This is a genomic window from Terasakiella pusilla DSM 6293 (assembly GCF_000688235.1).
GTDB classification, from domain to species: domain Bacteria; phylum Pseudomonadota; class Alphaproteobacteria; order Rhodospirillales; family Terasakiellaceae; genus Terasakiella; species Terasakiella pusilla.
Genome location: NZ_JHYO01000055.1, coordinates 1 through 7,078 on the forward strand (window position 1 = coordinate 1; position 7,078 = coordinate 7,078).

At 44.9% G+C, this 7,078-nt stretch carries 8 protein-coding genes; 2 read left to right on the forward strand and 6 right to left on the reverse strand.

Annotated features, from left to right (window positions below; genetic code table 11):
* The 3 genes from Q397_RS23545 to Q397_RS0119670 all read right to left on the reverse strand — a co-directional run.
* Positions 1-663, reverse strand: a 663-nt coding sequence (locus tag Q397_RS23545) for a hypothetical protein (protein ID WP_205618862.1), incomplete at its 3' end; no start/stop codon positions are given.
* Positions 664-1,126: 463 nt separating this feature from the next.
* Positions 1,127-1,438, reverse strand: a complete 312-nt coding sequence (locus Q397_RS0119665) for a hypothetical protein (RefSeq protein WP_028880849.1) — start codon at positions 1,436-1,438, stop codon at positions 1,127-1,129.
* Positions 1,439-1,506: 68 nt separating this feature from the next.
* Positions 1,507-2,070 (reverse strand): recombinase family protein, encoded by a 564-nt coding sequence (locus Q397_RS0119670; protein WP_084149140.1) that lies wholly within the window; start codon positions 2,068-2,070, stop codon positions 1,507-1,509.
* A gap of 337 nt (positions 2,071-2,407) precedes the next feature.
* Here Q397_RS0119670 and Q397_RS0119675 point away from each other — a divergent pair, with 337 nt between their 5' ends.
* Positions 2,408-2,620, forward strand: a complete 213-nt coding sequence (locus Q397_RS0119675) for a hypothetical protein (protein ID WP_028880851.1) — start codon at positions 2,408-2,410, stop codon at positions 2,618-2,620.
* A gap of 890 nt (positions 2,621-3,510) precedes the next feature.
* Here Q397_RS0119675 and Q397_RS0119680 read toward each other — a convergent pair.
* Complete coding sequence (locus tag Q397_RS0119680) at positions 3,511-4,068, reverse strand: hypothetical protein (protein WP_028880852.1); 558 nt, start codon at positions 4,066-4,068, stop codon at positions 3,511-3,513.
* A 659-nt stretch (positions 4,069-4,727) separates the two neighbouring features.
* On the reverse strand, positions 4,728-6,290 hold the full coding sequence (locus tag Q397_RS24540; protein WP_169738023.1) for a transglycosylase SLT domain-containing protein: 1,563 nt from the start codon (positions 6,288-6,290) through the stop codon (positions 4,728-4,730).
* A 247-nt stretch (positions 6,291-6,537) separates the two neighbouring features.
* On the opposite strand from Q397_RS24540, the gene Q397_RS25130 reads away from it, so the two are divergent.
* Positions 6,538-6,840, forward strand: a complete 303-nt coding sequence (locus tag Q397_RS25130; RefSeq protein ID WP_156950813.1) for a hypothetical protein — start codon at positions 6,538-6,540, stop codon at positions 6,838-6,840.
* Here Q397_RS25130 and Q397_RS24890 read toward each other — a convergent pair.
* Positions 6,800-7,078, reverse strand: a 279-nt coding sequence (locus Q397_RS24890; protein ID WP_028880854.1) for an IS5/IS1182 family transposase, incomplete at its 5' end; no start/stop codon positions are given. The genes Q397_RS25130 and Q397_RS24890 overlap by 41 nt on opposite strands.

Consider the following 7,078-nt stretch of genomic DNA (forward strand, 5'->3'; position numbering starts at 1 on the left):
CAAATAATCGTAAATTAAACGCCATTCTTCAAAGGTAAACGTGTCACGTCGATCAGCGTTACGGACCCGTATTTCTTCAAAGTCCACCGTCTCAAAATGAACGTAGCCATTACGGTAGCCCCATTTAAACAGGGCATTCAGCGTGGTTTGTTCGTTTCTGATGGTAACGTCTTTGACGCCGGGCGACGTTAATCGGCGATGCTGTGCAAAATTATAGAATTTCGATTTATCAATTTCGTTGATCTGCCGGTTCGAACCAACTTTAGGATTACGATCACCAAGAAATTCATAGAGATGTTTGGTCAGTTGGGTCTTGATCGTCAGGTATCGACCGTGGGTGATTAGCCCCGTAGCAACCCGTTGTTCCTGAGACTTCAAGAACTCTTCAACCAATTCACCGACCTTCAACCCGAACAGTTTACGTCCGGTTCGTAGTTGTAACTGAATGTCATAGAATAGCTGTTTACCGCGTTCCAACGCCGTGTCGAGATCACGGGTCTTTAACGTCTTACGGTAATATTTTTTCTCAGCCGGTATCCATGTGCGGAATTGGTAGATTTCACCGTTCTGTCGGGTGCGATAAACGATTGCGTCCCCGCCGAGAATGGGGTGCTGATCGACAAACGTCTTGGTTGCGGAGCACTTATGTTGAGCGATAATCACCAGAGTATGTAATTCTTCCGTCAGCTAAATTTCTAACCTATTGAAAAATAACATACCCTGAATGACTATGAAAAGACTGTGTAAAATCTAAGTCTTTGTAATCTCTATATTTTGAATGCGGGAATTATTCCCACTCAATCGTATCAGAGCCAGTAACTACCTGAGATCAAAAGAACAATAAAAAGTATGCAACGACTATGTAACAAATTCGGCACCACCATTTGTTACCATTTTTCCATCCTATTGTTCTTAAAAAACAAGTCTTTAACCTGTTACATAGTATGAGAATCCGTCCGGGCAGATTTGTTTCATAGTCATCAAAACATACATAACATGACCCGAATGGCTATAATCCCGCGTTAGTGATGGCAAGTCGGGATTTGTCTTCTTCTATCAATGGGTTCAGAATTTCCCATATCTGCACAGCCATCAATCAGTCACTTCTCTGCGCTACCAAAAACCGCTACACCAACTCGAACTCAACGCCATATTTCTCGCAAGATTTACGGTAGCGAACGCTGTCGTCGATCAATCTGGTGATGCCATGTTCAAAGCACGCTTTTGCCTTTTGTGAGGTGCAAATGATCTCAACAAAATCAGTTTCGGGATCAAGCGCGGTTTCTTCGCGCACAATATCTTCCACGGCCAACGGGTCGGCATGTGCTGTGACCAGATACCAGTCATCGCCAGATGTTTTGACCCGTTCCTGCAATTCGATTGACCGAGCGTTATCAATCAACGTCCCTTCCAGATCGATAGCAATGCGTTTCTTCATACCGTGCCCTTATAATGGTGCTGACGAGATTATTGAATAGGTGATGTTTCCGTGGAAACTCCCGCTGCCTATGCAGCCATCTTCAATGCGTTGTAATAGGTGCTTTTAGAGATGGACAACATTGCGCATGTATCTTTCAACGGAATTTTATCTTCATAGGCCAGACGGACTTGTTTGACCAATTGCGGGGTGAGTTTCTTCGGGCGACCGAACTCAACACCGCGATCACGGGCAGCGGCTTGACCATCCTTGGTTCTGGCGATCAACAGTTCCCGCTCCATCTGCGCAATAGCAGACATGATGGTGAAGACGCATTTGCCACCCGGCGATCTGGTGTCGATCATATCGTGAATGGACACCAAGTTCGCACCTTTGGCATTGATCAGATCACTAATTTCCAACATATCACGGGTACTACGCGCCAACCGAACCAATCGGTACACGACCAGACTATCGCCATCGCGCAGCAGATCAAGAACACGGTTCAGTTGTTCACGGTGGCGTTTAGCACCAGAGACCTTTTCCATATAGATGTCGCGTTCATCCACGCCGTGCCGTATCAGCGCATCCATCTGCATGGATAAATCCTGATCGGTGGTGCTAACGCGCGAATATCCAAACATCCGTGCCATGATCTATCTCCCGTTCCAAAAGGTGTTTCCACAAAAGATTTTGGGGCGATCTTTTATGGACTAACTTGTTGGACATGATATGGCCGATTTTGACCGGGGCCAAGGGTAGTTCCAGAATATCATCACTAAATGGAAACCCGGGCAATGTTTCCACGGAAACATTCATGACGGTCATGGCATGGCACCCATCATGCTTTCAATATTACGACATGATCCTGTTGCGGCCTTTCAGCCACAAACCGCAGAAAACGGCCATTCATGTGAATTAAATATATCCATGCCAAAAGCGCACATGGGATAATACAAACCATCAATAACGATAAATTGGAGAGAACCAATGGCACAATCCATCAATCTGTCATCCACCCATGCACAAGGCTTACGTCAACGGTGTTCCCACCGTCTGGAACACCGTCGCGACATGCTCAACGCCAAGGAAATCGACTTTCTACATTCCATGTTTGAGCGTCTGGCGCATGCCTATACTCTGTCTCAGAAACAATGTGATTGGCTGTTGGTGATATTGGAACGAACAGAAAAACGAAAGTGATAAATAGAATTGCTGTCACCGCAGCACCAACATAGGGCTTTATTTTAACACAGCGGAAGGGATGCCTCGGCATCAGGAACGCAATGAGGTGGGACCCAACCGCAGACGCAAGAATAGGATTACGACATGGTGTCGGGTTCTTGGTAGTCCATCGCTATATGGGATCAGGGCTTCCGCTTCGCGTCTTTAAATAAAGAAAGCATAAGGATGATGCTCTGTGAAAAAGATACAACATCACCCCTCCCATGTGACCATATCCAGCATGGCAGGGTACCGACGAGTCGCATCGTGTTAATACCACGGTGCGGGGATAGTGAGCCGTTGGGTGGTCAATAACTTGTCCGCCATCCACGTTCCACAATGGAACAAGCGGCGAGGTATGGGCGTTCGACACTCGGTTGATGTGAGTATTGAATTCGAAGTAACTATTCCCATAGGGATAGTTGCGTCCTCTTCTGGTTGATGAGGATAAATTATTGATACCAAATATTCCCACCAGATTTCTTTTTTAGTGAAATGCCACGAGTGTAATGGCGGCACTTCGTTTACGAATGACGCAATAAACGAGTTGCTCGACTCTTGATCTTCGGCACCAGACGAAGGCAAGAGGCGAATGACCTATTCATTCAATAATTGATGAAACAAAGCGTTTCAGTTATAAGAAAGACATGTAGGAACTTAGGCAGCCAGTAGGCTGGGTGAGTGCCGTGATAGTAACACCAGAATTCTATATCGTGGCTGTCTTTCTCGCACTTTTTTGGTTTTCATGTAATGACCAAATGTCATTGAAAGGTACGGTAGATATGATGAAAAGCTGGATTATTGGTTTCACTTCAAGTGCAATTGCTTCTATCGCGGTGGCTGCCTAAGTCCCTATAAAGGAATTCCAATTAGGCCAGCACTTGACCACCAAGCACAAGATAGCCGCCCCATATAATTACATAATTTCTTGCCTTTTTATCGCTTTGGTCACGTCTAACTTTCAACGTGATTTTGTTGAACCACTTTTCGCATAAATGATTGCATGTGAACGCGATAACTGGGGCAAAAGCAGCAACCCCAAAGGCGATGACAGAAAACAGAGCCAATTGGATTTTATTGTCGGCTAAACTATATGCGATCTTCATTCCAGTGGCGGTCCATAAAAGAACCCCCAATAAACTGAGAACCATTAAAAAGACGGTAGCACTTTCTTCCCCATAAGATTTTCCGTGGAAAACAAATTCTTTAATCTGTGAATTAGATGACAACGCCGCTAATGTCATCATTGCCCCGCCGATGGCTGATATACCTTCACCCATATGCTCGACAGACATACCGTCATTCAAGAGCATTCCCATATAGACAAATGCCAACCCAAGCAGGCTTCTCAAGCCGAAAGTAACATTCTCATTGCGGCGATCAATTTTACTATCCACCCAATCGATACACTGCGTAATTAATGTCATTTGCACCTCCTTCAATTGCAATTTGAAAAGTACGGTCACATGTCATGAACATGCAATCGCACTAAGTTCATCTGGATATAAGAAACGATTTCCCCCATGCGATAAGCATCAGAAACGGAGTGATAATTACAGCGGCAAAACAGGCGTACATTAATCCTGATAAGAAATCTGGATCACATGAATATTGTGTCGCACCGCCATCATTGGGGTTTAGGGGTAATAATCCATCGTTACCGTTTACAATATTGCATATACCTGATGGTTCCAGCCCATTACTTTGAACGAGTATAGCCGCGATCAAAACGCAACCGAACAGAAAGCCACAAATATAATTTAGAGCCAATCGTTGGTAAATGCTCATCTATCAGTATTCACCTTTGAGTCGCCGGTACCGTACCAACCAAACCAAAAAACAAATCAATTGGATGGGAACTGTGGTTGTCACCATGATCAATCCGAAGTCTGCAAATGGCTTTTGCGTCAAGTGGCAAGGAGTTCGCTCATGGGTAAAGAAGTGCTGTTCAGATGCTGAAACATATACACAATATTCTTCATGAGAATTTTGTAAAAAGCCCGTAGTGAGAACCAAACAACTGTAGAGGAGTGGTAACAGCAGTGCGGCTACCACAATCATTCTGACTCCTCGCAGACCGTCTTTTTTAGGGACCGTCGATTGCATTGTTACTATCCTCCACATTTTGTTTCAGCCAAGGCTTTTCCCGGTAAAGCCTTCCAATATATTCACCGAAGTCGGTGGTCTTATCCTTTCCCGTACCATTCCAGAGTGTGCCAATTTTGGCTACATCTTTTTCGCCATCAATGCGATCCCCAAGACGTTTTAAGATCAAAGCTGCTGCTTCAATATTGTCCTCGGGATTATTCAGGTCAGCATTTTCACGACCTAAAATTTCTTTCCACAAGTCTGGATTAATGTTCATTGGCATTTTGCTGTCAGAATATCCTACCATATCGCCCAAGGCATTTAACCCAAACTTATGACCTCGTGCGCTTTCTGCCCACATAACCGCACGAATAAGGTCTGGGTCCATTTCATGCTTTTGAGCCATTTTCTGGATTAAACTGTCATGCTCTTTGACTGCATCTCGTCCAAGAGATGGAAATTCCCAAGGCTTATGTTCACTTGTCGCTTCGGGGTCTTTTTCAATGACAAACTTACCAGTACGATTTTTTATCACATTCTCAATACGTTCTTTTCCTTTCGAAATAGTTGGTGCCTCGACTGTGCGTTCCAAACCACCGGGGACAGGTTGAACTTTGGGATCAGCATTTGAATTTCCATATGAATGGTCTTGAGGTGTTTTCTTGTCACCATCCAGTTCAACCATATTTGCCGCCATCACGGGCCGGGTTTCTGATGTCACATTTTCCATCATGATTGGTTCAGATTTGAATGTTTCTGTGGAAACATTCTGTAGTTCACCGTCTGGATCAAAGGGTTGAACATCTTGGGGACGGATCACCGCCGTGGGCTGAACCATCTTACCCGTTTCGTCATATTCTACCTTGCCCGGATAGGCGTTTTGAAACTGCTTTTGCACATGGTCACGCAGACGGGTGTCGGTTTTGTCACCATAGCGTTTATCTGTCATCATTGAACGAATACGCTGATCAACTGTGTCTCCTTGGGGGATAATTGCGCTTGATGTCTTCTGTTGTTGCATCATCGCGACTTCTTCCCACTGCTTCTTGGTAGGCATTTTACCTTTTGGAGCATTTGCCAGTGGATCACTTAACCCCGTCATCGGGTCAATTTTCGGCAACTTGGGTTTCTTGGACTTGGGGGCTTCCCCAAATGGAACCGATGCCGACCATGATGTTTGCGGTGGCGTTGAAACAGGTTTGGGGACATCCAGTTTTGGCGTGACGTTCGGTACTTTTGCCTTCGCTAACAAATCTGAGGTCGAGATGCCTTGTTTGGCCAGTGTTTGACCCAAGGCATTCTCGGTCGGTCCACCGGGGTTCATGACACCATCCACCTTCAAAGCGTTGTTGGCTTGAAAGGTCTTCAACCCATCAATCATGCCCGTGTCGGGAACATCGGTAATACCGAACTCCGGCACCTTGTAACTGCCCACCGCATTGAGTGCCGATTTGGTGTTGAGTACGTCATCGGCTTTCATATTGCTGGATGGGCTGACGGTGCTGACGATATTGAATAAATCACCAACGCCATCAGCGAAATTAGAAAAGCCGGTGGACACAGTGTTCCACCACGAATTATCTGCCATGAGAATAACTCCTCTTTGTAAAATGTAGACATAAAAAAACGCCCACATCGAGATGATGTGAGCGTGGCTCAAATAGGAAACGGGACAAGGGACCGACTGGTCACACTTATCCCGTTGACTGATCCTATATGTATATTATATTGCGCACCAAGTAAAGAACAAAAAAAGAACATAAAGTTATGCTGCATAAATAGCATTGAACGAAATATCGGAGATGAACATGCGACTTAATGAGTTCGAAGATACTGAAAAACAAAGCCACCCTGAAAATGTAGATGTCCATACAGATGAACTTCCCAAGACATTTGTGGTTTATACGCGGGTGAATGGATTGGCAACATTACCATACCTGCCAGACGAAGCATGGATTCAAGTGGACAATAATATCGTCAACGAAATAGGTTCTTCTATTACGGTTGAAGCTCTCGGGATGGGAGACGGCTATCTTATTATGGCGGACTGCTTTGGACTAGGCCCTAGACTCATAAATTTTTTATCCAAATGCGAACTGATGCCAGTTTAACAGCAGCGAGGAAATTCTCAGGGTTCTTATCATAACGTGTGGCAATGCCTCTGAATTGCTTGAGTTTGTTGAAGAAGCGCTCAACCAAGTTTCTGTAGCGGTAAAGGAATTTGCTAAAGGCAAAAGACTTTCGTCGATTGCTTTTAGGTGGGATATTTGCCCATGCTTTTTTATTTTCAGCCAATTGCCGAATAGCATCGCTGTCGTAGGCTTTATCGGCCAAAAGAATTGTGCCTTC